The organism is Gryllotalpicola reticulitermitis (assembly GCF_042651345.1).
Taxonomy (GTDB): Bacteria; Actinomycetota; Actinomycetes; order Actinomycetales; family Microbacteriaceae; genus Gryllotalpicola; species Gryllotalpicola reticulitermitis.
In genome coordinates this window covers 638,474-662,013 of record NZ_JBHSCN010000005.1, presented here as the reverse complement: position 1 = coordinate 662,013, position 23,540 = coordinate 638,474, and the positions used below count along the sequence as shown (strand labels likewise).

The 23,540-nt window shown below is 68.7% G+C and carries 22 protein-coding genes; 10 read left to right on the top strand and 12 right to left on the bottom strand.

Annotated elements, in window-relative coordinates; genetic code table 11:
- Positions 1-37: 37 nt before the first annotated feature.
- Positions 38-412: a hypothetical protein gene (locus ACFOYW_RS10205; protein WP_390228825.1), complete on the bottom strand. Its 375-nt coding sequence runs from the start codon at positions 410-412 to the stop codon at positions 38-40.
- A 5-nt stretch (positions 413-417) separates the two neighbouring features.
- Complete coding sequence (locus ACFOYW_RS10200; RefSeq protein ID WP_390228824.1) at positions 418-798, bottom strand: sterol carrier family protein; 381 nt, start codon at positions 796-798, stop codon at positions 418-420.
- Positions 799-837: 39 nt separating this feature from the next.
- On the opposite strand from ACFOYW_RS10200, the gene purD reads away from it, so the two are divergent.
- Positions 838-2,109, top strand: coding sequence for a phosphoribosylamine--glycine ligase (purD, locus tag ACFOYW_RS10195; RefSeq protein WP_390228823.1), 1,272 nt, complete (start codon positions 838-840; stop codon positions 2,107-2,109).
- Here purD and ACFOYW_RS10190 read toward each other — a convergent pair.
- Positions 2,106-3,401: an FAD-binding protein gene (locus tag ACFOYW_RS10190; protein ID WP_390228822.1), complete on the bottom strand. Its 1,296-nt coding sequence runs from the start codon at positions 3,399-3,401 to the stop codon at positions 2,106-2,108. The two genes, purD and ACFOYW_RS10190, sit on opposite strands and share 4 nt — an antisense overlap.
- A gap of 91 nt (positions 3,402-3,492) precedes the next feature.
- On the opposite strand from ACFOYW_RS10190, the gene ACFOYW_RS10185 reads away from it, so the two are divergent.
- Positions 3,493-4,371, top strand: coding sequence for a phosphoribosylaminoimidazolesuccinocarboxamide synthase (locus tag ACFOYW_RS10185; RefSeq protein WP_390228821.1), 879 nt, complete (start codon positions 3,493-3,495; stop codon positions 4,369-4,371).
- Between the two features lie 20 nt (positions 4,372-4,391).
- Here ACFOYW_RS10185 and ACFOYW_RS10180 read toward each other — a convergent pair whose 3' ends face one another.
- From ACFOYW_RS10180 to purF, 3 genes are all read right to left on the bottom strand, one after another.
- Positions 4,392-4,889, bottom strand: coding sequence for a hypothetical protein (locus tag ACFOYW_RS10180; protein WP_390228820.1), 498 nt, complete (start codon positions 4,887-4,889; stop codon positions 4,392-4,394).
- A gap of 156 nt (positions 4,890-5,045) precedes the next feature.
- Complete coding sequence (locus tag ACFOYW_RS10175) at positions 5,046-5,660, bottom strand: hypothetical protein (RefSeq protein ID WP_390228819.1); 615 nt, start codon at positions 5,658-5,660, stop codon at positions 5,046-5,048.
- A 62-nt stretch (positions 5,661-5,722) separates the two neighbouring features.
- Positions 5,723-7,186 carry an amidophosphoribosyltransferase gene (gene purF, locus ACFOYW_RS10170; protein WP_390228818.1) on the bottom strand — a complete coding sequence of 488 codons (1,464 nt, stop codon included), beginning with the start codon at positions 7,184-7,186 and terminating at the stop codon, positions 5,723-5,725.
- Positions 7,187-7,384: 198 nt separating this feature from the next.
- Here purF and ACFOYW_RS10165 point away from each other — a divergent pair, with 198 nt between their 5' ends.
- The 3 genes from ACFOYW_RS10165 to ACFOYW_RS10155 all read left to right on the top strand — a co-directional run bounded on the left by ACFOYW_RS10165 (position 7,385) and on the right by ACFOYW_RS10155 (position 10,532).
- Positions 7,385-8,590, top strand: a complete 1,206-nt coding sequence (locus ACFOYW_RS10165) for an MFS transporter (protein ID WP_390228817.1) — start codon at positions 7,385-7,387, stop codon at positions 8,588-8,590.
- On the top strand, positions 8,587-9,699 hold the full coding sequence (gene purM / locus ACFOYW_RS10160; protein WP_390228816.1) for a phosphoribosylformylglycinamidine cyclo-ligase: 1,113 nt from the start codon (positions 8,587-8,589) through the stop codon (positions 9,697-9,699). The genes ACFOYW_RS10165 and purM overlap by 4 nt, the downstream gene beginning before the upstream one ends.
- A gap of 62 nt (positions 9,700-9,761) precedes the next feature.
- Positions 9,762-10,532 carry a class I SAM-dependent methyltransferase gene (locus ACFOYW_RS10155; RefSeq protein WP_390228815.1) on the top strand — a complete coding sequence of 257 codons (771 nt, stop codon included), beginning with the start codon at positions 9,762-9,764 and terminating at the stop codon, positions 10,530-10,532.
- 81 nt (positions 10,533-10,613) lie between these two features.
- On the opposite strand, the gene ACFOYW_RS10150 is transcribed toward ACFOYW_RS10155, so the two are convergent.
- The gene (locus ACFOYW_RS10150; RefSeq protein ID WP_390228814.1) at positions 10,614-10,838 is read right to left on the bottom strand and encodes a DUF3073 domain-containing protein; all 225 of its coding nucleotides are present in this window, start codon (positions 10,836-10,838) and stop codon (positions 10,614-10,616) included.
- A 142-nt stretch (positions 10,839-10,980) separates the two neighbouring features.
- Between ACFOYW_RS10150 and ACFOYW_RS10145 the strand changes: the two genes are divergently transcribed.
- Entirely contained in the window at positions 10,981-12,081 is a 1,101-nt protein-coding gene (locus ACFOYW_RS10145; RefSeq protein ID WP_390228813.1) for an FAD-dependent oxidoreductase, read from the top strand.
- Between the two features lie 51 nt (positions 12,082-12,132).
- Here ACFOYW_RS10145 and ACFOYW_RS10140 read toward each other — a convergent pair whose 3' ends face one another.
- The gene (locus tag ACFOYW_RS10140; RefSeq protein ID WP_390228812.1) at positions 12,133-13,161 is read right to left on the bottom strand and encodes a LacI family DNA-binding transcriptional regulator; all 1,029 of its coding nucleotides are present in this window, start codon (positions 13,159-13,161) and stop codon (positions 12,133-12,135) included.
- Between the two features lie 188 nt (positions 13,162-13,349).
- Here ACFOYW_RS10140 and ACFOYW_RS10135 point away from each other — a divergent pair, with 188 nt between their 5' ends.
- Genes ACFOYW_RS10135 through ACFOYW_RS10120 form a run of 4 tightly spaced genes read left to right on the top strand, consistent with a single transcriptional unit; the run spans position 13,350 to position 18,553 of the window.
- Complete coding sequence (locus ACFOYW_RS10135) at positions 13,350-14,609, top strand: sugar ABC transporter substrate-binding protein (RefSeq protein ID WP_390228811.1); 1,260 nt, start codon at positions 13,350-13,352, stop codon at positions 14,607-14,609.
- Positions 14,610-14,622: 13 nt separating this feature from the next.
- Positions 14,623-15,735: a carbohydrate ABC transporter permease gene (locus tag ACFOYW_RS10130; RefSeq protein WP_390228810.1), complete on the top strand. Its 1,113-nt coding sequence runs from the start codon at positions 14,623-14,625 to the stop codon at positions 15,733-15,735.
- Positions 15,735-16,649, top strand: a complete 915-nt coding sequence (locus ACFOYW_RS10125; RefSeq protein ID WP_390228809.1) for a carbohydrate ABC transporter permease — start codon at positions 15,735-15,737, stop codon at positions 16,647-16,649. Before ACFOYW_RS10130 ends, ACFOYW_RS10125 begins: the two co-directional genes overlap by 1 nt.
- Positions 16,646-18,553 carry a glycogen debranching N-terminal domain-containing protein gene (locus ACFOYW_RS10120; RefSeq protein WP_390228808.1) on the top strand — a complete coding sequence of 636 codons (1,908 nt, stop codon included), beginning with the start codon at positions 16,646-16,648 and terminating at the stop codon, positions 18,551-18,553. Before ACFOYW_RS10125 ends, ACFOYW_RS10120 begins: the two co-directional genes overlap by 4 nt.
- Positions 18,554-18,690: 137 nt before the next feature.
- Here the strand turns inward: ACFOYW_RS10120 and ACFOYW_RS10115 are convergent, their stop codons facing one another.
- The 4 genes from ACFOYW_RS10115 to ACFOYW_RS10100 form a co-directional block, all read right to left on the bottom strand.
- The gene (locus ACFOYW_RS10115) at positions 18,691-20,940 is read right to left on the bottom strand and encodes an APC family permease (RefSeq protein ID WP_390228807.1); all 2,250 of its coding nucleotides are present in this window, start codon (positions 20,938-20,940) and stop codon (positions 18,691-18,693) included.
- A gap of 75 nt (positions 20,941-21,015) precedes the next feature.
- Positions 21,016-21,624, bottom strand: coding sequence for a PadR family transcriptional regulator (locus ACFOYW_RS10110; protein ID WP_390228806.1), 609 nt, complete (start codon positions 21,622-21,624; stop codon positions 21,016-21,018).
- Complete coding sequence (locus ACFOYW_RS10105) at positions 21,621-22,442, bottom strand: DUF4097 family beta strand repeat-containing protein (RefSeq protein ID WP_390228805.1); 822 nt, start codon at positions 22,440-22,442, stop codon at positions 21,621-21,623. The genes ACFOYW_RS10110 and ACFOYW_RS10105 overlap by 4 nt, the downstream gene beginning before the upstream one ends.
- 125 nt (positions 22,443-22,567) lie before the next feature.
- A complete protein-coding gene (locus ACFOYW_RS10100; RefSeq protein WP_390228804.1) occupies positions 22,568-23,506 on the bottom strand; it encodes an alpha/beta hydrolase in 939 nt (312 codons plus the stop codon).
- Positions 23,507-23,540 lie beyond the last annotated feature (34 nt).

Here is a 23,540-nt window from a genome sequence, read left to right as displayed (position 1 = left end):
GTGCCGGTGCGCTCCGTCGTGCGGACAGCGCCAGACGCTAGGCGTCGGGCTGGTCGTCTTTGATGCGGCCCGTGATGTGCTCGGCCTCGACCACACGGATGCTGCCGCGCGAGGCGCGCTCGGCGAGCAGGGCGATGGCCGCGCCGACGCCGACCCCGATCGCCACGGAGATCACGAGGGCGAAGCCGTAAACCGTGCCACGGCTGTACGTCGCCGTGGAGGCGTCATAGGGCAGCGAGTACGTGATGATCGTGATCGCGACGCCGAATAGCACCGCGAAGAGCAGCATGAAGTTCCAGTACCTCGGCGTGCGCCGCACCTCGACGAGTGCGGCCTCGCTCGTCTCTTCGACCTCGGGCTGCGGGTACTCGTCGTACTCGTCGTCGAACTGCTCGGGTCGCTCATCGGTCACGGATGTCATTCTCCCAAGCCGAAGCTGTGCGGTAGCACGGGGAGGAGATCGGCGAGGGTCGCGCGCGTGCCCGACGCGGAGATCAGTGCGGCCCGGTCCGCGTCGGCCCAGCTGAGGCGGCCGGAGGCCAGCTGAACCCAGGTCGACGCATCCGTCTCGATCACATTCGGCGGAGTGCCGCGCGTGTGCCGCGGCCCCTCCACGACCTGCACCGCGCCGAACGGCGGCACGCGCACTTCGACGGTGTGCCCCGGAGCCTTCTCGGCGAGCAGCTGCAGCAGGTAGCGCGCGGCGGTCGCGAGGGTGTCTCGCGAGGTATCCGTCTCGTCGAGCACGGCCGTGACCGCCGCGAATCCGATCGCATCGTCGATTCCCCGTTTTGCCACCCGAGAAGTCTGCCACCGGCGCGCCGGTAGGATTCCGGGGTGAAGATTCTGGTCCTCGGCTCGGGCGCTCGTGAGCACGCGATCATCACCAGCCTGCTGTCCGAAGACGATCACCACGACGTCGTCGTCGCACCCGGGAACGCCGGCATCGCGCGAGTCGCGCGCACCGTCGACCTCGACCCGAACGACCCGGGCGTCGTGACCGAATGGGCGATCGAGAACGCCGTCGATCTCGTCGTCGTGGGGCCCGAGGCGCCGCTCATCGCGGGCGTCGCCGACCCGCTGCGCGAGCGGGGCATCGCGGTGTTCGGGCCGGGCAAGGCGGCCGCGCAGCTCGAAGGCTCGAAGACCTTCGCCAAGCGCATCATGGACGAGGCGGGCGTGCCGACCGGGCGCGCCGTGCGGGCGGGCACCCTCGCCGAGGTCGAGTCGACCATCGCGCAGTTCGGCGCACCGTACGTCATCAAGGCCGACGGTCTCGCCGCCGGGAAGGGCGTCATCGTCACGCCCGACCGCGAGGCAGCGCTCGCGCACGCACGCTACTGGCTCGAGCACGGGCCGGTGCTCGTCGAGGAGTTCCTCGGCGGCCCCGAAGTCTCACTGTTCCTGTTCAGCGACGGCCACGACGTGCTGCCGCTCACCCCCGCCCAGGACTTCAAGCGCCTGCTCGACGGCGACGAGGGGCCGAACACCGGCGGCATGGGCGCATACTCGCCGCTGCCCTGGCTGCACGACGACTTCGTCGACGAGGTCATCGACACGATCGCCCTGCCGACCGTACGGCAGCTCGAATCCGAAGGCACGCCGTTCATCGGGCTGCTCTACTGCGGGCTCGTCATGACCCCGCGCGGAATCCGCGTCATCGAGTTCAACGCGCGCTTCGGCGACCCCGAGACGCAGGTCGTGCTCGCCCGGCTCGTGACGCCGCTCTCTACATTGCTGTACGCCGCGGCCACCGGAACCCTCGCAGCCCTGCCGCGACCCGAATTCGCGCTCGACGTCGCTGTGACAGTCGTCATCGCGAGCGAGGGCTATCCCGAGAATGCGCTCACGGGGCGCCCGATCGCGGGCATCGAGGCCGCCGAGGCGGTTTCGGAAGTGACGGTGCTGCACGCGGCGACAGCGGCGTCAGCGACGGATGCCTCGACGCTGCTCGCGACCGGCGGCCGCGTGCTGTCCGTGGTCGCCGTGGGTTCCGACTTCGCCGAGGCGCGCCGCCGCGTGTACGAAGCCGTCGGGCTCATCGGCCTCGAAGGCGCGCAGTATCGTCGCGACATCGCGGCCCGCGTCGAGTTGCCGGCGCAGGCCTAGAGGCCGAGAGCCCTCGTGTAGGCGTTGCGGAAGACCCCGCGGGGGTCGTACTTCGCGACCAGGGCCCGGAAGTCGTCGAACTTCGGGTACAGGGCCGGGATGCGCGCGGGTTCCGTGAACACCTTGCCCCAGTGCGGTCGCGCGCCGAACGGGGCGAGGGCCGTCTCGAGCAGCGCGGCGGCGCCCTCGGCAGCCGCTTGATCGCGAATCCAGGTGAAGTGGAATGCGATGGCGCCGTCGGTCCAGTCGTCGTCGCCCGTCGAGTACGCGGTGCTGAGCCACAGCGAGTCCGCGGCGACGGCACGCAGCTCGCCCACGAGCAGAATCGGGGTGATCTGCTCGGTCAGCTCCTGCACGGCAGCGATCGCGGCGGCCGCGTGCCGGCGGGGCAGCAGGAACTCCGACTGGATCTCCTCGCCGGCGCTCGGCTGGAAGTCGAGACGGAAGTGCGGCAGTCGCTCGTGCCACGGCCCGGGCTCGCCGAACTGCGCAGTGGTCGCCGCCGCATCGACACTCGCGATGGGGTGCAGCTTGTGGAGCGCGGGGGTCGCGCCGAGTTCGCGAACGGATGCCTCGAGCGCCGGTGCCGCAGCGGTGCCGCCGGTCGCCTCGACTCGGGCCTTCACCCACAGCTGGTTCACCGATTTCGGAGACCAGTCGGTGAACACGCTCACGCTGTAGGCGAGGTCGAGCGCTTCCGACGCGCGCTCGTAGGGCACGCCGAGGAAGACCGTCTGAGCGACCTGGAAGCTCGGGATGATGTCGAGCTCGACGTCGACCACGATGCCGAGCGAGCCGAACGAGACGACCGCGCCCTCGAAGCCCTCATCGCCGCGGCGCAGCGTCACGAGCTCGCCCGAGCCGTCGACGAAGGTCATGCCGGCGACTGTCGTCGCCAGGTTTCCGTTGCGCGAGCCGGAGCCGTGCGTGGCTGTGGCGACGGCGCCCGCAACCGAGATGTGCGGAAGCGACGCGAGGTTGTGCACCGCCCAGCCCTGCTTGTCGAGCTCGATGGCTACGTCGCCGTAGCGCAGGCCGGCGGAGACGGTGGCGATGCGCCGCTCGGAGTCGATGTTGATGTGCGCGGGCAGTTCCGCGAGGTTCACGAGCCGGCCGGCCTCGCCGGGGTCGGCGACGTCATTGAAGGTGTGCCGGGTGCCGAGGGCACGCACGGGCGAGGCATCCGTCGCCTGCTTGACCAGCTCCTGCACCTCGGCGACCGTGCGCGGGTGCGCGATCTCGGGGGCGCGATACGCGTAGTTCGACGACCAATTGACTTCCTGCTTTGCCACGAGCACTCCTTTGTTGTCTCTCACGACATATTACCTACGCGCAGGGCTGTTCGCGCCAGTCCCGCCCGGATCGGCTGACTAGCATTGACGCGTGACCGCTCAGGAACTGCCCGGCTGGACCCATCTGTACTCGGGAAAGGTACGCGATCTGTACGTGCCGGAAGGCATGACGAGCGGCGACGCGCCGGAGCTGCTCGTCGTGGCGAGCGACCGCGTGAGCGCGTTCGACTTCGTGCTCTCGCCCGGTATCCCGCGCAAGGGCGAGCTGCTCACCCAGCTGTCCAACTGGTGGTTCGCGCACCTCGACGTGCCGAACCACCTCGTTTCCGGCGGTGCGGCGCGGGTGCCGGCCGAGGTCGCAGGCCGAGCCGCAGTCGTGAAGCCGCTTGAGATGTTCGCGATCGAATGCGTCGTGCGCGGCTACCTCACCGGCAGCGGCTGGGCCGAGTACCAGCAGAGCCAGTCGGTCACCGGCATCCCGCTGCCGGCCGGCCTCCACAACGGCGATCGCCTGCCCGAGCCGATCTTCACGCCCGCCTGGAAGGCGCCGCAGGGCGAGCATGACGAGAACATCAGCTTCGACCGCATGATCGAGATCGTCGGCGAAGAGGCGGCACTCGCTTTGCGCGAGCTGTCGCTGACGATCTATACGGATGCCGCGGCGACCGCCGAAGCGCACGGCCTCATCATCGCCGACACCAAGTTCGAGTTCGGACGCGACGGTGAGTCGGGCGAGATCGTGCTCGCCGACGAGGTGCTGACCTCGGACTCGTCGCGCTACTGGGACCTCGCGACGTGGAGCGCCGGAACGACGCCCGAGGAGCGTATGGCCAGCTTCGACAAGCAGATCGTGCGCGACTGGCTCGCCGCCAACTGGGACAAGCAGGGCACCCCGCCCGAGTTGCCCGCCGACATCGTCGCGCAGACGGCCTCCCGCTACGCGGAGTTGATCGCGCGCCTGACGGCGTAGGTCAGCCTGGTGGGGCTCGATTAGTTCAGGGCGAGCATCGCGCTCCAGATCAGCAGCACTGACGGGACCCAGCTGCCGAGAAGCGACAGGGTGAACGCTCTAGGCCGCGGCGCGCCATAGAGGGTGCCCTTGATGGTCGCTTGAAGGAGGCCGGCAGGAAAAAGCCAGAGGCCCGACTCGAGCGACTGAGCCCGGAAGAACCACCACGGTGAGTCGCTCACGTTGGCTGAGATCGACATCGTGAGCAGGAGCAGGGGAACCGCGATTGCGGACGCGGCAGACGACACGGTGATCGCGGCTATCGGCGGGACGAGACGGTTACCTGGTGGAAGACGTGCCTGCATGAGGTAACCGGCGGAGAGCAGCGTCAGCGTGACGATCCCGGTGATGGCGAGGCAGCCGTGCACTCCCTCCGCAGCCGTGCTCCAAGGTCCCCACGGAAAATACCCCAGCGCGAAGAGCGCCCATGCCCCACCTAGGTACACGGCAAGGTAGAGCAGCGCGGCGCAAAGCTGCACGCGCGGAACGACTATTGCCGCGCGCGACTGGCTAGCACCGCTTCGCGACTCAGCTTCCGGCAATGTCGGCTAGCTTCATCGCGATGGCCCTTCCGAATTCGGCGGCTTGCGACGCAGTCGGGCTCGGTGCGGCCGCTACCTCGGGCTCGCTCCATATCACTGCCCCAGCTTCTCCGTAATCGCATTCGCGAAGGAGGCAGCTTGTGCGGAGGTGGGTTTTTGTGCTGAGCCGAGGAAAGCCGTCCGCGGTATCGTCGCCGCCGGCCAAGCGCTTGTCAGCACGTATGTGATCACGGGCGGCGCGGATGTCCTAAACCCGGCTCCGAAGCGGCCTGCGAGGAACTTCGCCAGCTTTTGCTCACGAGTGCCGGTGAGCTGGAGCTTTCGTACCGCTTCGCCCAGATCGCTACCGCTGATCAGCCAGCCTCCCAACAGGTGCCCGTCGACATCCGCCCGCAGTTGGACGACATCGAGAGCCCAACCTCTGAGGTCGCCCAGGCCGACAGCACTGTTCAAGCCATCTGCACCGTACGTCCGAACCTCGTGGGCTGTGGCACCCATGTGCTGTACGTCGTCGCCGTCGTATACGGAGCCCAGGCTTGACGGTGAGGCGGAACTCGCGATGTCGGACGCTCTGCCGGCCGCGACGACTTGGCCGACCTGCCCTTGAATCGTCACCTCCACAGGGGGCAGGTACTTCCTGCGGTCAGGAATTGGCGGCGGTCGATAGACACGCGGATCCTCCGGCTTCGTCAGCGAAAGGTCGGGCACCTTTTGCACTGACACAGTGCCGGGAATCGGAGATCGCCTGGCTGGCAGTTTCCTCCGCGCGGTTACGAGAGCTGCGTGGCTTCGACCCAGGCGAGGTACTCGTCGGTGACAGTACCGGTGACGTACTCGCCGGTGAAGCAGCTCATCTCGAGGTCTGTGACCGCCGACTGGCCCTCGAGGATCGCCGACTTCATGTCTTCGACCTCCTGGTAGATGAGGTTGTCTGCACCCATCAGCGTGCCGATCTCGGAAATCGTGCGGCCCGACGCGACGAGCTCCTGTCGGGACGGCATGTTGATGCCGTACACGTGCGGGAAACGTACGGGCGGGGCGGCGGAGGCGAACGTCACCTTGTTGGCGCCCGCGTGCCGCGCCATGTCGACGATCTCCTTCGAGGTCGTGCCGCGCACGATCGAGTCATCGATGATGAGCACGTTCTTGCCCTTGAACTCGGTCGACATCGCGTTGAGCTTCTGCCGCACCGAGCGCTTGCGCTGGGCCTGCCCGGGCATGATGAACGTGCGGCCGACGTAGCGGTTCTTGTAGAAGCCCTCGCGGTACTCGATGCCGAGTTTCTGCGCCACGTTCATCGCGGCAGGACGGGACGAGTCGGGGATCGGCATGACGACGTCGACATCGCCGGCTGCGGTGTGGCGCGCGACGGTGTCGGCGAGCCGGTCGCCGAGCCGCAGACGTGCCTCGTACACCGAGATGCCGTTCATGACCGAGTCGGGCCGGGCGAGGTAGACGTATTCGAACGAGCACGGCACGAGGCGTGACTCGCGGGCGCACTGCTGAGAGTAGAGCTCGCCGTCGAGGGTGATGAAGATCGCCTCGCCCGGTGCGATGTCGCGGACGACTTCGTAGTCGCCGGCCTCGAGCACGAGGGACTCGCTCGCGACGACCCACTCGTCGCGGTCGCTGCCGATCGCCGTGCGACGGCCCAGGATCAGCGGGCGGATGCCCCACGGGTCGCGGAACGCCAGCAGCCCGTGCCCGGCGATCATCGCGATCGTCGCGTATGAGCCCTCGACGCGCTCGTGCACCTGGGCCACGGCGGCGAACACCTGCTCGGGGCTGAGGTCGAGGCCCGAGATCTGCCCCTCGAGCTCGGTGGCGAGCACGTTCACGAGCATCTCGGTGTCGCTCGTCGAGTTCATGTGACGGCGGTCGATCTGGAACAGGTCGCCCGTCAGCTCGCGCGTGTTCGTGAGGTTGCCGTTGTGGACGAGGATGATGCCGTACGGCGCGTTGACGTAGAACGGCTGCGACTCCTGCTCGTTCGCGGCGTCGCCCTTCGTCGCGTAGCGCACGTGCCCGACGCCCATGTTCCCGAGCAGCGAGCGCATGTCGCGTGTGCGGAACGCCTCGCGCACCTGACCGCGCGCCTTATGCATGTGGAACATGCTGCCGTCAGCCGTGGCGATGCCGGTCGAGTCCTGACCCCGGTGCTGCAGCAGCAGAAGGCTGTCGTAGACCTGCTGGTTGGCCGGTTCGGTCGAGACGATTCCGACGATTCCGCACATAGCTGAAGCGGGCTCCTGAAGAAGACGGGTAGCAAGCCGAGAATTCGGCCTTTTCAGTCTCGCACACGGCGTGTTGCGGTTGCTGTGCGCACGCCTGCGCTGCAGCTGCCGGCCGGCGCGCCGGTTACGGCTGGCGCGGGGACCCGCAACTGTAGCGCGGGGGAATGCGGGCATCCGTCTCAACGTAGTTTTGAGGCGATGGCACACTCACCCACCCTCACGCGCTCGCTGACCATCGTCATGGCGATCAGCTGCGGCCTGCTCGTCGCGAATCTGTACTACGCCCAGGCCGCGATCGGCCCGATCACCAGTGAGCTCGGCATCTCGAAGGGCGCCGAGGGAGTCGTCGTCACGCTGATCCAGTTCGGGTACGCGCTCGGCCTGGTGCTCATTGCAACCCTTGCCGACCTCGTGGAGAACCGTCGCGTGGTGCTGACGACGGTCGGCGTCACGATCCTCGGCTTGATCGGCGTCGCGTTCGCACCGAACGCCGCAGTGTTCCTGATCGCGTCGTTCATCGTCGGCGTCGTCTCGGTCGGCGCGCAGATCGTCCTTCCGATGGCCACGCACCTCGCCCCCGCGGGAGAGCGCGGGCGCGTCATCGGCAACATCATGGGCGGCTTGCTCGCCGGCATCATGCTGTCGAGGCCGTACGCGAACTTCGTCACCGGTCTGCTCGGCTGGCGCTGGGTGTTCGGCATCGCGGCGATCCTCATCGCCGGGCTCTTCGTGGTGCTCTGGCGTGCGCTGCCGACTCGTAGGCCCGACGCAGGCATCCACTACGGCCAGCTCCTCGCGTCCACGTTTGGCTACCTCGCGAAGTCCCGCGTTCTCCAGCGCCGCGCGCTGTACCAGGCGTGCGCGTTCGGTGCGTTCAACTTCTTCTGGACCTGCGCGCCGCTGATGCTGCACGCGACCTTCCACTTCAACCAGTTCGAGATCGCACTGTTCGCGCTCGCCGGGGCCGGTGGTGCGCTCGCCGCACCGATCGCCGGCCGGCTGGGCGACCGTGGCCTGGCGAATCCGATCACGGGCGTCGTCATGGCGCTGATGGCCGCGATGTTCCTCGTGACCGACTGGGCCGTCGCCATGCAGCTGCTGGTTCCGCTCGTGATCGCGGGCGTCCTCATCGACGCGTCGACCCAGGCCAACCAGGTCGCCGGGCAGCGCATCGTGTACGGCATCGAGCCAGACGCCCGCGGTCGCATCAACAGCGCCTTCAACTTCGTGAACTTCCTCGGCGGCGCGACCGGCTCGTTGCTCGCGCCCTACGTGTACAGCGTCGGCGGCTGGAACGGGGTCGCGCTCGTCGGTGCCGGCGTCGCGGTGTTCGTGCTGCTCGCCTTCGCGACCGAGCGCCTGGACCAGAGGCACCGCCACGGCCTCGCTACCCTAAAGGGGTGAGCAGCCACTCGAGCAGCACGTACCGCGAGGCAGGGGTCGACACGGCGGCAGGCGATCTCGCCGTCGAGTTGATGAAGTCGGCCGTCTCGGCAACGCACGGGCCCGAGGTGTTCGGCGGCGTCGGCGGCTTCGCGGGGCTCTTCGACGTGTCCGCCCTGAAGCAGTTCCGGCGCCCGCTGCTCGCCACGTCGACGGACGGAGTCGGCACCAAGGTGGCGATCGCGCAGGCGCTCGACAAGCACGACACCATCGGTCAGGACCTGGTCGGCATGGTCGTCGACGACATCGTGGTCGTCGGCGCGAGGCCGTTGTTCATGACGGACTACATCGCGTGCGGCAAGGTCGTGCCGAGCCGCATCGCCGACATCGTCGCGGGCATCGCTCGAGCGTGCGCCGAGACGGGCACGGCACTCATCGGCGGCGAGACGGCCGAGCACCCCGGGCTGATCGCGGCCGACGAGTACGACGTGGCCGGCGCGGCCGTCGGCGCCGTCGAAGCGGATTCGGTGCTCGGGGCCGACCGCGTGCGGCACGGCGACGTGGTGCTCGCGCTCGCGTCCTCCGGCCTGCACTCGAACGGCTACTCGCTCGTGCGCCACATCCTCGCGCAGGCGGGCATCGGCTTCGCCGATCAGAGCACCGACCTCGGCATCACCTGGGGCGAGGCGCTCCTCACCCCGACGCGCCTCTACACCGCGCCACTGCTGCGGCTGCTCGCGGAGCCTGCTCTCGGGGCATCCGTTCACTCGCTCTCGCACGTGACGGGCGGGGGAATCGCCGCCAACCTCGCACGTGTCCTGCCGCGGGGCTCCTGGGTCGAGGTCGACCGCGCGACGTGGGCGCCGGCGCCGCTGTTCCGCGTCCTCTCCGACGTGGCCGGCACGTCGCTCGAATCCGCCGAGGGCACCTGGAATCTCGGGGTCGGCTTCTTCGCCGTCGTCGCGCCGCAGGCAGTGGACGGCGCGATCGCCTCGCTGACGGCGGCCGGCGTTCCGACGTGGCCGGTCGGCGTCGTGTCGACGGATGCCCGCGAGCTCGACGGCTTCGAACAGGGCGCCAAGGGCGTCGACGGCGGCGCGGTGCGTCTCGTGGGCACGTACGAGGCGTAGCCCTTCGCGAGAACCCAGCCGGGTATTTCAATGCAGCTTGCAATGGCCACAAGGCAGGTGTCGTGAGCGGATCATTCGACGGGCTCGTCGCCGAGGGCGACGCCGAGCCCACTGAGGGATGGGACTTCTCCTGGTTCGCCGGTCGCGCCACCGAGGAGCGCACACCGTGGGGCTACCACCGGCTGGCGGCCGAGCGCCTGGGCGCGGCTCACGCGGCGCTCGATGTGCAGACCGGCGGCGCCGAGGTGTTCGCCGAGGCGCTGACGAGCGCAGCATCCGTACCCGCCCGCGTCGCCGCCAGCGAGGAGTGGCCGCCGAATCTCGAGATCGCGCGCGACCGGCTCGCCCCATTCGGCGGCGATGTCGCGCAGGTGCTCGCGACGGAGCCCCTGCCGTTCGCGGACGAGAGCTTCGACCTCGTGCTGACCCGTCACCCCAAGCCCGTGCAGTGGCAGGAGATCGGTCGCGTGCTCGCACCGGGCGGCACCTTCCTCGGGCAGCTGATCGGCTGGGGCACCAACCGCAAGCTCTACGAGTTCTTCCTCGGTCCGCAGGACGACGCCCACGAAGACGCCGGCCACGAAGCGGTGCTGCGGCAGCGCGTGGCGGAGGCCGGGTTGACGCTCGAGCGCATCGACGAAGCGGTGACGAAGGTCGAATTCTTCGACGTCGGCGCGGTGGTCTACTTCCTGCGCAAGGTGCTGTGGACGGTCCCCGGGTTCACGGTGAGCCGCCACCGCTCCGAGCTCGAGCGCATGCACACGCTCATCGAGGCGCGTGGCTCGTTCGTGTCGTACAGCCGGCGCTTCCTCGTCGAGGCGAGGCGGCGGTAGCCACGCACGAACGCACCGGGCCGCGGCGACGAGCGTATGAAAAGCCCCGCCTCGTGCTGAGGCGGGGCGGGCGAACGTGGCTCAGGCGCCCTTGGGCTGCCGAACCTCGTATTCGTCCTCGTCTTCGTCCTCGTCTTCCGACTCGTAGCCCTCGGGCTCGTAGTCGGCCCAGGCCGCGTACTGGTCCTCTTCGGACGAGTGACTGCTCAACTCGCGCTCAAGTGCCGCATAGTTCACGTCCGGGCTGTAGGACTTCAACTCGCGGGCGATCTTGGTGTGCTTTGCTTTTTGACGGCCGCGCCCCATGCGAGACCCCCTTACGACGACGGGCCGGGCTCTCGCTGAAGTCACCCGGCGCTCAAACAGAGATGAAATCTAGCGGGTAGTTTAGCATGAGGCGCTTCGCCGCCCCCGAACCCCGAAGCTCTCGAGCCGCCTTGGAATCGCCGTGCCGCACCTGCCGATCCACACCCAGGTCGTGATCGTCGGTGCAGGTCAGGCGGGACTCTCCGTCGCCTATTTCCTCAAGCGCTTCGAGCTGGAACCGGGCGTCGACTTCGTCGTTCTCGATCGCGGTCCGCGCCCGGGCGGTGCCTGGCAGCATCGCTGGTCGGCACTCACCCTCGGCAGTGCCCATCGGGTCGCCGACCTGCCGGGCATGGACCAGCTCGGCCTCTCGTTCGCGACCGCCGACCACCACCGGCCCGCGAAAGAGGTGGTCGACGAGTACTACGGGCGATACGAAGATCACTTCGGACTGCAGGTGTTCCGCCCCGTCGAGGTGATGAGCGTGTTCAACCGCGGCGCCGACCTCGTCGTCAACGCACGCGTGCCCGACGAGCACGACCCCGACTACCGCGAAGAGATCGTGACGCGACTGCTCGTCAACGCGAGCGGCACCTGGCGCGCCCCGTTCGTGCCCTATGTTCCCGGCATCCGCGACTTCGCCGGCGAGCAGCTGCACACGAGCGGCTACCGCTCAGCTGACGACTATCGCGACAAGTCGGTCGTGGTCGTCGGGGGTGGCACGAGCGCGATCGGATTCCTGCTGGAGCTCGAGGGCGTCGCCGGTGCTCTCGCCTGGGCGACGAGGCGCCCCGTCGACTTCAGCGATGACGAGAAGCTGACGACGGAGGGTGGCGTGCGTGCCGTCGCCGCACAGGACGAGGCGGCGCGGGCCGGCCTCCCGCTGCCGAGCATCGTCCATGCCACGGCCGTGGCGAAGACGCGGCGCATCGCCGGCGGCATCGAGCGCGGCGTGCTCGTCGCGCGGCCGATGTTCACGCGCATCGAGCGCGACGGCGTGCGCTGGCCCGACGGCTCGTTCACCCGGGCCGACGTGATCATCTGGGCGACCGGGTTCCGCCCCGAGTTGCGGCACCTCGCGCCGCTGCGCCTGCACAACCCCGGTGGCGGAGTGACCGTGCAGAACGGTGCGGCGGCCGCCGATCCGCGTATCTTCCTCGCCGGCTACGGGCCGCAGGCTTCGACGATCGGCGCCAACCGCGCCGGGCGGGCCGTCGCGCGGCAGGTGATCGCGGCGCTCTGAGCCCGTCGGGCGCGGGGTGATCGGGCACGAACCGCGCCTCGCAGAAGCGGCCTACGGCCTGCGCAGCAGCTCCAGTGCGCCCGTTCGCGGGCGGGTCACGAGCCGCGGCGTGACGAGGGTGTGCGCATCGGGGTGCGCTGAGGACGTCGTTCCGACCTCGTTCAGGAGGCGGAGGATGTCGCCCGCGACGACGTCGAGGCGCTGGTCGACGCTCGAGAAGCCGATCGACTCGGCGACGGCGGTGTTGTCGAAGCCGACCACCGGCAACGCACCGTCGCTCGCGATGAGGGCCCCGAGCGCCGCGGTGTCGCTCACAGCCACGAGCGCGTCGATTTCGGGGTGCGCGTTCAGCAGCCGCACTGCGGCGGCGCGGGCCGCGGGGATCGACTCGACGGTCTCGGCCTCGAGACGCGCGTCCTCCGGGATGCCGGCATCCGTCAGCGCCTGCTCCCAGCCATGACGACGTTCGTCACCCGTTCCCGAGCCGCGCGGCCAACCCAGGAAAGCGACGGTCTTCGCGCCCTCCGCAAGCAGATGTTCGGTCGCCTGCCGCACTCCGGCGCGGCCGTCGACGTCGACCCAGAAGTGCTGCGGGTCCTCAAGATCGCTGATGCCCCACGGGCGGCCGAAGGTGACGAAGCGCTGGTTGTGCGCGACGAGCCACTCGGTGCGCGGATCGCCGTAGAAGGTCGACGTGAGGATCAGGCCGTCGATGTCGGCTCCGTCGATGAGACGGGAGAACTGCGCGATCTCGTGCTCGGCGTCGCGCGCCGTGTAGAGCACGACCCGCAGGCCCTGGCCCTCGGCCTGCTCGGTGAGCGTGTGCAGGAAGCGGTCGAGCAGCGCGCCGGAGACGCCGTTGGTACTCGGCTCGAGGCGCACGCCGATGGTGGAGCTGCGCTGCGTGCGCAGTCGGCGTGCGGATGCGTGTGTGCGGTAGCCGAGGCGTTCGATCGCCGCCTCGACGCGGTGCCGTGTGTCTTCACGCACCATCGTCGGCGTGTTGAGCACATTGGACACCGTCTGGCGCGAGACCCCGGCCTCGAGAGCGACGTCGACGATGGTGGGCTGGCGGTTCATCGGTGACGTGCCTCCTTCCCGTGGCCGGTTGGCCGCACCCTGGTCGACCCTGTCCCGGTTGACCAAGGATCGAAGTCGAGTATTGTGGGCGTAGATCACATTTGAACGTTCAAGTTCAGCTTAGCCGCATAATTTGATCGATCCAATCCGATATCCAACGACGGATGTCGCGCCAAAGGAGATTCACCATGCATCGACGCACAGCACGGATGGCGGTCGTAGCCGCCGTCGCCGCCGCCACCGCACTCGCCCTCACGGGCTGCGGTTCCGGCTTCTCATCGGGCTCGGGCAGCACGCCAGGGGCGACCTCGAAACTGACCTCGTCCAGCAGCCCCCTCACGATCACGATCGGCTCCAGCGGCCCCGCCGAGACCACCGCGGTCACGCAGGCCGTTGCCGCATGGTCGAAGACCACCGGCACGAAGGCGACCGTCATTGCGGCGAACAACCTCGACCAGCAGCTGGCTCAGGGCTTCGCCTCGGGCAAGCCGGCCGACGTGTTCTACCTCTCGACCAGCTCGCTCGCCGGCTACGCATCGGCCGGCGACCTGCTCGACTACGGCAGCATGCTGCCGAACAAGAGCGACTTCTACCCGAGCCTCGTCAAGTCCTTCACCTACAACGGCGACCTTCAGTGCGCGCCGAAGGACTTCTCCACGCTGCAGCTCGTCATCAACAACAAGCTCTGGTCGGCCGCCGGCCTCACGGCATCCGACTATCCGACGACCTGGGCGCAGCTGCAGTCGGTCGCCCAGAAGCTGACCAAGGGCAACGTCGTGGGCCTCAGCATGAACGGGCAGTACGAGCGGATGGGCGCCTTCATGGTGCAGGCCGGCGGCAACCTGATGAACGCGACCAGCACCAAAGCGACCGCTGACAGCGCCGCCAACGTGCAGGCGCTCACCTTCGTGCAGGGCATGCTCAAGAACGGCTCGCTCAAGTTCGCCGCCGACCTCGGTGAGGGCGATGGCGGGCAGGCGCTCGGCTCGGGCAAGGCCGCGATGACGGTCGAGGGCAACTGGGTCACCGGTGAGCTGAAGAACGACTTCCCCAGCACCCAGTACACCGTCGTGCCGCTGCCGGCCGGCCCGAAGGGCAAGGGCACGCTCCAGTTCACGAACTGCTGGGGCATCGCCGCGAAGAGCCCGAACCAGGCGGCCGCGCTGAAGCTCGTCGAGTACCTCACCACCGCCAAGCAGCAGCTCGCGTTCTCGAAGGCGTTCGGCGTGCTGCCCAGCGTGCAGTCGGCGGCGTCGGACTGGAAGCAGCAGAACCCGGCGCTGGTGCCGTTCCTCGACGGTGCGACCTATGCACAGGGCGTGCCGACCGCGAAGAACTCGGCGCAGGTCGTCACCAACCTCGACGGCCAGCTCGCGCAGCTCGCGACGAAGGATCCCAAGACGATCCTCACTACCGCCCAGCAGCAGCTCGCGGCGCTGACCAACTAAGGCGCCCCGCACGATGACTGTGGCCACTCCCTCTCGTCGGATGGGCAGGCTTCGCCGCGGGGGCACCCGCCGCGGCGAAGCCGCCTCCGGCTGGCTCTTCACGGCACCCATGCTCGTGCTGCTCGGGTTGTTCCTCGTCATTCCCGTGCTGATGGCACTCTGGGTGAGCTTCTCGAACTGGAACGGCAACGGCAGCCCGTTCAGCTCGTCCGTCCAGTTCGTGGGCCTCAAGAACTACAGCTCGCTCGTCTCGGGCGGTGGACTGAACGAGCAGCTGTTCGGCATCTCGCTGCGCAACAACGCGTGGTACGTGATCTTCGTCGTCCCGATCCAGACGGCGGTGGCCCTGTTCCTCGCGGTGCTCGTCGAGCGGCCGGGCCTCAAGGCCCGCGGATTCTTCCGCTCCGCGTTCTACTTCCCGTCTGTGACGAGCTCGGTCGCGATCACCGTGCTGTGGCTGTTCCTGTTCTCGACGACGGGAGCCGTCAACAAGGCGCTGTCGTGGCTGGGCGTCAATGGGCCGAACTGGTTCAACGAGCCGTCCGGCATCGTGCAGGACGCGCTGTCTGCGGTCGGCATCACGCACGGGCCCGGCGCGCTGACGAACCACGGATTCCTCGGCGTCAGCTGGTGGGACTGGATGGCGGGCCCGTCCGTCGCGATGACCGCCTTCATCATCATGGCGATCTTCACGACGAGCGGCACGTTCATGCTGATCTTCATCGCGGCGCTGCAGAACCTCAGCACCGAGGTGACCGAGGCCGCGATGGTCGACGGCGCGAACGGGTGGCAGCGCTTCTGGCGGGTCACCCTGCCGCAGCTGCGGCCGACGCTGTTCACCGTGCTGACCCTCGGCCTCATCGGCTGCTGGCAGATCTTCGACCAGATCTACACGGCGACCCAGGGCGGCCCGGCGAACACCACGCTCTCACCCGCGTACCAGTCGTACCAGGCCGCCTTCATCAATCAGGACTGGGGCCAGGGCGCCGCGATCGCCTTCATCCTGTTCGTGATCATCATCCTGTTCACGCTCCTGCAGCGCTGGCTGCTGCGTGAACGCAACGCATCGCGGCGCACGCGGCGGGCCTACGGGCTCACGGCGAGCAGCCTCGCGGGGAGGAAATGATGACCGGAACAACGCTCGACACGCGTAGTGAGTCCAGCGCCGGTGCCGCCACCGATGCCGCCGGGCGCCGCCGGGGCACGGGCTTCACCGGGCGCACGATCGGCCAGATCGTGCTGTACGCCGTGCTCATCGCGGTCGCGGTGATCTACATCTTCCCGTTCCTGATCCAGGTCGCGACCGCGTTCAAGACCAATGGCGATGCGACGGCGAATCCCGTATCGCTCATTCCGACGCAGTGGTCGACTCAGGCGCTGCACACGCTGTTCGTGAACTCCGACTTCGCGGTGTGGTTCCTCAACTCCGCGATCGTGACGGTCTTCGTCACCGTCGGCCGCGTGCTCTTCGACTCGATGGCCGGCTACGCGCTCGCGCGCCTGCGCTTCCGCGGTCGCAACATCATCTTCGCCGGCCTCGTCGCCGTGATGAGCGTGCCCGCGGTCGTGCTGATGATCCCGAAGTTCCTCGTGCTGAACGAGATCCACCTCTACGACACGTACCCCGGCATGATCCTGCCGTTGCTCGTCGACGCGGCGGGGGTGTTCATCATGAAGGGCTTCTTCGAGGCGATCCCGGCGAGCGTCGAGGAACAGGCGCGGGTCGACGGCGCGGGCACCTTCCGCGTGTTCTGGTCGGTCGTGCTGCCGATGGCTCGGCCGGCGCTCATGACGATCATCATCATGTCGTTCCAGGGCTCATGGAACGAGCTCGAGCAGTTCATCATCTCCGCCCAGAATCCGGCGCTGACGACCCTGACCAAGGGTGTCGCGTCGCTCGCCAGCGGCCAGCTCGGCCAGGGCAATCAGTACCCGCTGAAGCTCGCCGCCGCAGCGATCATGACGATCCCCGTCGCCGTCATGTTCTTCATCTTCCAGCGACGGATCATGAACACCAGTGAGGGGTCGGTCAAGGAATGACGGTCACTGAGACGGCAGCCACGACGGGCACGGGGCTGCAGCCGCTGCTGCATGACGCCGTCGCATTGCTGCGGGCGCCGACGCAGGCGTGGTCGGCAGCCGACGGCGACATGGGCGAGGCGGCGATCCACGGCCTCTACCATTCCGACACGCGCGTGCTCGATCGCCTTGAGCTGCGCGTCGGCGATGCGCGGCCCGAGCCGATCGGCAGCGTCCTCGACGGGGCGTCGTCGGCGCGCTTCAGTGCCGTGGTGCGCGGCGTTGGCGAGCCGACCGCCGATCCCCGGGTGCGTGTCGACCGCGTGCGCAGCGTGGTGGCCGGGCGGCTGGAGGAGCGGATTCGTGTGAGCTCGTCGCTCGAGCATCCGTTGCAACTGCCCGTCACGCTCTTGCTCGGTGTCGACTTCTCGGCGTTCCCGCTCGTGAAGGCGGGGCAGCGCGACCCGCGCGCGGCACCGGCTGCCCACGTCGACGGCGCGGCGGCGACGTGGCGGCGGGACGCGGTCTCGTTGCGGGTGCAGGCCGAGGGCGGCGCGCTCCGTACGCAGGGCTCGGAGGTCGCGGTCACGTGGAACGTCCACGTCCCGGCCGGCGGCCGTGTCGAGCTCGTATGGTCCGCGGCAGCCGACGACGCGGCGGCAGTGGTCGCCGCAGCGCAGCCGGCCGACTGGTCGGCGCTGCCGACACCCCTCGACGAGCCCCGGCTGGCGCGCTGGCAGGCGCAGGCGCTCGCCGATCTGGACGCGCTGCGCATGACGCGTGCCGGTGAGAGCGACACCTTCCTCGCGGCCGGTGCGCCGTGGTTCTTCACGCTCTTCGGCCGGGACTCCATCTGGGCGGCGCGCATGCTGCTGCCGCTCGACGTGCCGCTCGCGATGTCGACGCTGCGCACCCTGGCGGGGTTGCAGGGCGCGAAGACGGATGCGTCGACCGCCGAGGCACCCGGCAAGATCATGCACGAACTGCGCCCGACCGATTTCAGCCTGCCGGGCGAGGGCGTGCAGCTTCCGCCGCTGTACTTCGGCACGGTCGACGCCACCCCGCTCTGGATCAGCCTGCTGCACGACGCCTGGTCGGCCGGCGCGCCGGAAGACGAGGTTCGTGCGCTCATGCCTGCGCTGCGGCGCGCATTGGCGTGGATGCGCGACGACGGCGCACGCGAGGACGGATTCCTCGCCTATCACGACGCCGGCGGCACGGGGCTCGCCAACCAGGGGTGGAAGGACTCGGGGGACTCGATCCAGTGGCGAGACGGACGCCTCGCCGACGGCCCGATCGCGCTCAGCGAAGTGCAGGGCTACGCGTACGAGGCGGCGATCCACGGCGCGGAGCTGCTCGAACGCCTCGGTGACGCGGTCGCGAGTGAGGCGGCGGGCTGGCGCGAGTGGGCCGATGCGCTGCGCGAGAGGTTCCGCGCCCGCTTCTGGCTCGAAGACGCCGACGGCAGGTACCCGGCGATCGCGCTCGACGCGCACGGCGCCCCGGTCGACGCGGTGGCGAGCAACATGGGGCACCTGCTCGGTTCAGGCATCCTCTCGCCCGACGAGGCGGCCGCCATCGCGCGGCGTCTCGTGTCGCCCGCGCTCAACAGCGGGTTCGGGCTGCGCACCCTCGCCGAAGGCTCGGCGGGCTTCTGGCCGCTCGGCTACCACACGGGTTCCGTCTGGACGCACGACACCGCGATCGCGATCACGGGACTGCTGCGCGAGGGCTTCCGCGACGAGGCCCGGCTGCTCGCGGCCGGCCTGGTCGAGGCGGCAGAGAAATTCGACTATCGGATGCCTGAGCTGCACTCCGGCGACGCCCGCGCCGATGTCGCCGCCCCGGCGCCCTATCCGGCCGCGTGCCGTCCGCAGGCCTGGTCGGCCGCGGCGGTCGTGCCGGTCATCGCCGCGTACCGCTGAGCCGGCGCGCGTGCGCTGAGCCGCCACCGCGTGCTGAGCCGGCGCGGTGTGCGCTGCTCGGATCCGCCGTGTGCTGCCCGGGTCCGAGCAGCGCACAGCGGATCCGAGCAGCGCAGCGCGCCCGGGCGTTCCGCGCGCTACTTGTGCAGCGCCTCGCGCGGGGCATCCGCCCGCTGGGTCTGGGGTTCGCTGCCATCGATGGTCGGGATGCGGCCGGTCACCTCGGCGTTCGCCGCGGCGATGGCCTCTGCGGCCGCTGCGGCCCGCTCGGCCGGGGTCGAGCGCGGAGCGCGCCGGGCCGGCATGCGCGGCGGCTCGCCGCGACGGTCCTGGCCGGGCAGCGGGCGCGAGCGCCGGCCGTAGATGACCTCGGAGGAGTCGAGCAGCCACGGCACGAGCGCGATCACGACGCCGTGCACGAGCATCAGCTCACGGCTGATGCGGCGGGCGCGGTGGTTGTGCAGGATCTGCTCCCACCAGTGGCCCACGATGTACTGCGGCAGGTAGACGGTGACGACCTCGGAGCCGCAGAACTCCCGCCGCTTCTTGATGTATTTGGCCAGCGGTGTCGCGTAGTCGCGGTACGGCGAATCGATGAGCGTCAGTGGGACATGGATGTTCATGTCCTTCCACTGTTGCTTGAGCCGTTCGGTCGAGTCGGTGTCGACGACGATGTGCACGGCCTCCAGCGAGTCGTGCTTCGCCGCGATCGCGTAGTCGAGGGCCTTGAGCGCCGGCTTCTGCATCTTGCCGACCAGGACGATGGCGTGGTCGCCGGTCGAGCCGAAGGTGATCGAGGAGTCGACCTCGACCTCTTTCTCGACGTCGCGGTAGTACCGGTTCACGCCGAGCATGAGCACCCACAGCACGGGCATGATGATGAACACGAGCCAGGCGCCGTGCGTGAACTTCGTGATGATGACGACGACGAAGACGGATGCCGTGAGAATGGCGCCGAATGCGTTGATGCAGAGGCTGCGGATGATCGACGCGCGGCTCATCAGCTCGCCGTCGGCCGTGCGGAAGCCGATGCTGTCGCCGGCGGACCTCTTCTTGCCGCCGGCCGCGCCGCCGGGCCGGTTCTCTCGACCCGTGCGCAGCAGCCGCACCCAGTGCCGCACCATGCCGCTCTGACCCAGCGTGAACGAGACGAACACGCCGATGATGTACAGCTGGATCAGCGCCGTGACGCTCGCCTGATAGATGATCAGCAGTGCGATGGCCGCGAGCCCGAGGCCCACGATGCCGTTCGAGAAGACGAGGCGGTCGCCGCGGGTGGTGAGTGCCTTCGGTGCGTACTGCTCCTTCGCGAGCACGTAGGTGAGCAGCGGGAATCCGTTGAACGCGGTGTTCGCCGCGAGCAGCAGGACGACCGCGGTCGCTGCCTGCACGATGAAGAACAGCACCGAGTTGTTGCCGAACGTCGCGGCCGCGATCTGCGCGATCAGGCTGCGCTGCGGCGCGGTCGCGCACTGCGCCCAGCCCACGAGATCGCACGGATTCTCGGCGTAGTGCACCTGGGAGATGAGCGCCGTCCAGACCAGCCCGATCAGCAGGCCGATCGAGGTTCCGCCGAGCAGGAACAGGGTCGTGCGGGCGTTGCGGATCTTCGGAACGCGGAACGCCTGCACGCCATTCGCGATCGCCTCGATGCCGGTGAGGGCCGAGCATCCGCTCGCGAACGCACGCAGAAGCAGCAGCACGACCGCGATCTGGGCGAGCGACCCGGTGCTCTTCACGCTGTACGCGGCGGACTCCGCGACAGGAGTGTGACCGAACACCGTGCGCACCAGAGCCGTGATGATCATCACGCCGATGCTGCCGATGAAGACATACGTCGGAATCGCGAACGCCTTGCTCGCCTCGCGGACGCCGCGCAGGTTCGCGAGCGCGATGAGGACGACGCAGGCGACGGCCAGCTCGACCCGCACGTGGGACAGGATCGGGACCGCCGAGATGATGTTGTCGACGCCCGAGGCGACCGACACGGCCACCGTCATGACGTAGTCGGTGAGCAGGGCCGAGGCGACGATCAGTCCGGCCTTCTCGCCGAGGTTCTTGTGGGCGACCTCGAAGTCGCCGCCGCCGGACGGATAGGCCTTCACCAGCTGCCGGTACGACAGCACGACCGTGACGAGGACGAGGACGATGATCGCCGTGATCCACGGCGAGAACACCAGCAGCGAGACGCCGCCGAGCAGCAGGACCATCATCATCTCCTGCGGGGCGTATGCCACCGAGGAGACCGCGTCGGACGCGAAAATGGGTAGGGCGAGTCGCTTCGGGAGCAACTGACCCTCGAGCTTCTCGCTGGCCAGCGGTTCGCCGATCAACCACCGTTTGGCGCTGAACGCCTCAGTGGTCGACGTTCGACCCTCATTTGTCACGAGGGGAAAATCTACTCCTCACGTGCAACGCACCCAAACCGTAGACAAGCTTTATCTATTCCTCACAGTCGGGGTTCAGCGGCCGAAGGACTCGAGAATGTCGGCGCGAAGGCGCGCGAGGTCGGCGCGGAGGCGCTGCACGAAGCCGTCCGTCAGCTGGCCGCGTGCCGCGTGCACGCGCAGGTCGCTGCGCAACTGCTGCCGGAACTCGGTCAGGGCGAGCTCTGCTTCCCGGAGCGCGAATCTGGCTTGAGTCTGCGGGTCGTTGCCCGGCGGCCGAACGGATTCCTTGGCCTGCGACTCCCGCGCCGCACTGGCCAGCTCGGCGCGCAGCGAGGTGAGGGCCTGCTTGACGCCCACCCGCACCTCGTCGGCCAGGCGGCGGACGGAATCCGTCACCTCCGCCTCGATGTCGCGCAACTCGTCGTGCCGGCTCCTTAACTCGGCACGGCCGGCCTCGGTGATCTCGTACACGGTCTTGCGGCCCTGACTCGTCTTCGTGACGAGCCCTTCCTCTTCGAGCTTCGCCAGGCGCGGATAGATGGTGCCCGCGCTCGGACTGTAGGTGCCGCCGAAGCGCTGTTCGAGGGCCTGGATCAACTCGTAGCCGTGCTTGGGCGACTCGTCGAGCAGGCTCAGCAGGTAGAGACGCAGGCTGCCATGGCTGAAGACCGGCGGCGTCATGCGGTCGCCCGCGCGGGCATTGCGCGGCGCACCACTGACACGTTGCCGCTGACCGAGTTCGCGGCGACGTCGACCCAGTGCCCGTCGAGGTCGCCGTCCTGCTGTTCGAAGTTATGGGCTCCCGCGCCGCGATAGATGGCGTTGTCGACCTGCAGCATGCCCGAGACCGAGTTGACGCGGTAGCGGGCCGGCGCGTCGCCGTCGAGCCGGAGGGTCAGGTCGCCGCTGACCGTGTTGTTCTTGATCGTGTCGGGCACGCCCTGCGCGTCGACGAAGACGTTGCCGCTGACCCCGTCGACCGCGACGCGGCTCAGCGTTCCGCTCAGCGTCACATCGCCGCTCACCGTGTTGGCCTTGACGGCGCCGAGATGGTTCTGCACCGCGAGCTCGCCGGACACGGCGTTGAGCTCGACGTCGCCGACCAAAGTGTCGGCAGTGAGGTCGCCGTTGACGGTGCTGAGGCGGGCGTCGTTGATGAGGCCCGAGACGAGCGCGTTGCCGCCGACCGTTCCGAGCCTGAGCGCCACGGCTCGCGGCACCAGGACCGAGACGTCGGCCGCGGCCTTGCCCTGCCAGAAGCGGAACACGTCGATGAAGTTGTCCCACCGCAGCTGCGGGTGATCGATCTCGAGGCGGCCGTCGGCCGCAGTGATCTTGAGGTCCTTGCCCGTCACATTGCGGACCTCGACGCGGGCGGTCGGCTCGTCGTGGCCGATGACGTCGATCTGGCCGCCGATGAGGCTGACCTTGAGGGCCGTGATGCCGTCGACGTCGATGGTCTTGGTTTGACCGGGGTTGATGAGCCATTTGTCAGACATGGCACGCTCCAAACTGATGCTTCACAACGCGATATAGCTTGACTCGAGTGTAACGCGATATATCGCGAATGCAATGATAGGTGATGGGCTGTGGGCTGTGGGCTGTGGGCCGGACGGGCCGTCGGCTACGTGCCGAGGTGAGCGTGCAGGAACGCGATGATGTCGGTCTTCATGGTCGGCGTCATCACCGCGAAGGAGTGGTGCGCGCCGGGGTTCTGCTCGACTGTGACGGGGACGCCGACCCGCTTCAGTGCGGCCGCGAGTGCATCGCCCTGCTGGCGCGGCACGAAGTCGACCGCCGCCTGGCCGATGAAGGTCGGGGGCGCCGCTGCCGTGACGTGCGACAGCGGCGAGGCCGACCTGGCCTGGGGGCAGCGTGCGAGGGTGCGGCAGCCGAGATAACTCGTCTCGTCGACCGTGAGGGCGGGGTTCTGACGCGGGCTCACGCGGCCCGTCAAGTCCATCGGGCCGGACAGTTCGACGAGAGCGTCCAGGTGATTGTCGTGGTCGAGAGCGACGAGCGTCGCCAGATTGGCACCGGCCGAGCCGCCGAAGATGCCGACGCGGCTCGGGTCGATCTCGTAGCGCGCCACGGTGGCGGGCTCGCGGATGAAACGCACGGCGGCGGCGACGTCGTCGGGCTGCGTAGGGAAGCGTGCGGCCGGCGCCAGCCGGTAGTCGACGTTGAACGTGACGAACCCCGCCTGTGCGAGCCACTCGCACTCGCTCGCGACCGTCGACTTGTCGCCCTTCATCCACCCCCCGCCGTGCACGAGGACCACTGCGGGGTGAACGGTGCCGTTCGGGTTCGGTGCGCACACGTCGAGCGTCTGCCGCGGGCTGGCTGTGGCGGCGTACGGCACATCATCCGTGACCACCACGCCGACGGGCGGAGTGGCATTCGCTGCTGCTGCGGGCGCGTCCTGCGCTCCGGCGGCCGACGGCCGGCTCGTCGCCGCGCACGCCGTGAGCACGGCCGACCCGAGGACCAGGGCTGTGATGACGGCGAGCAGGCGCCCCGTCAGACGAGGTCGTCGGCGCGCCGGTGAGATGCGCGCGACCACGAGGACGTCTCCCTTTGCTGTGTAACGCGGGAAG